Raw genomic sequence first — 973 nt, 5'->3', positions numbered from 1 at the left:
ATTAATAGGTGTACATGGTCTGCTTCACCATTGAACTCCAACAACTCACAGTCCCACTTTTTGAGAGTATCCGTGATTATTTCTTTTAACCTGTTTAGTATTTCTGCATTAATAGCTTTTCTACGGTACTTTACAACTAAAACGATGTGAGCGTTAAGCCTGTAAAAAGACCTAAAACCATGATGGTACATATATTGACAAGAGAGAGCGGTAAGTAGTATATTATCACAATAGTTTCTCAATGTTGTATTGATGTTGGATGTATTGAAGGTCAGAGTTTACCCAAACAAAGAGCAAGCAATATCCTTAGCTAAAAGCTTCGGATGTTCTCGCTTTGTGTGGAATTTCTACCTTAATAAGACTAATACTCAATATGAAGAAACGGGTAAAGGTATGACTTACTGCCAGATGGCTAAAGACCTTACCCAGTTGAAGAAGCTAGCTGATTATGAATGGTTGCGCTTCCCCACTGCTGCCGTTCTACAACAGTCACTCAAGAATTTAGAATCTGCGTTTAAAAACTTTTTTGCAAAACGTACTGGATTCCCAAAATTCAAGAGTAAACATTCCCAGCAGTCAATCCGATTTCCTGAAAGTTGTTCAATTAAGAATAGTGGATTAAAGCTACCTAAACTTGGCATTGTTAAAGCTAGTCTTTCAAAAAACATTCATGGCCAAATCAAATCTGTAACTGTTTCTAAAACAAGTACAGGTAAATATTTTGCTGCAATCTTATTTGAGGCCAAAGATTTAATCAATACCAAGGAAGGCAAGATATCAGGAATTGACCTTGGCTTAAACAGTTTAGTGACTGTATTTGATGGCGAAACCTGTTACAAGGTTGACCCAATCAAACCCACTAGAAAGTATGCAAAACGACTGCGAATTAGACAAAAAGCTTTATCTCGTAAGGTCAAGGGGTCTAACAACAGACGTAAAGCAATTAAAGTAGTTGCTAAGGTTCACGAAAAAA

Annotated in this window: 2 protein-coding genes; one reads left to right on the top strand and one right to left on the bottom strand. The window is 36.7% G+C overall.

Annotation, left to right across the window (positions count from 1 at the left end):
• On the bottom strand, positions 1-191 hold a 191-nt coding region (tnpA, locus tag ACM0OT_RS23785; protein WP_414566839.1), incomplete at its 3' end, for an IS200/IS605 family transposase.
• A gap of 61 nt (positions 192-252) precedes the next feature.
• Here tnpA and ACM0OT_RS23780 point away from each other — a divergent pair.
• Positions 253-973 (top strand): RNA-guided endonuclease InsQ/TnpB family protein (locus ACM0OT_RS23780; RefSeq protein WP_414566838.1); only part of this gene is annotated, 721 nt, incomplete at its 3' end.

It is taken from the genome of Anabaena sp. CCY 9613 (assembly GCF_963920895.1).
GTDB lineage: Bacteria > Cyanobacteriota > Cyanobacteriia > Cyanobacteriales > Nostocaceae > Cyanocohniella.
The sequence above is the reverse complement of the archived record's forward strand: the minus strand, read 5'-3'. Positions and strand labels throughout refer to the sequence as shown.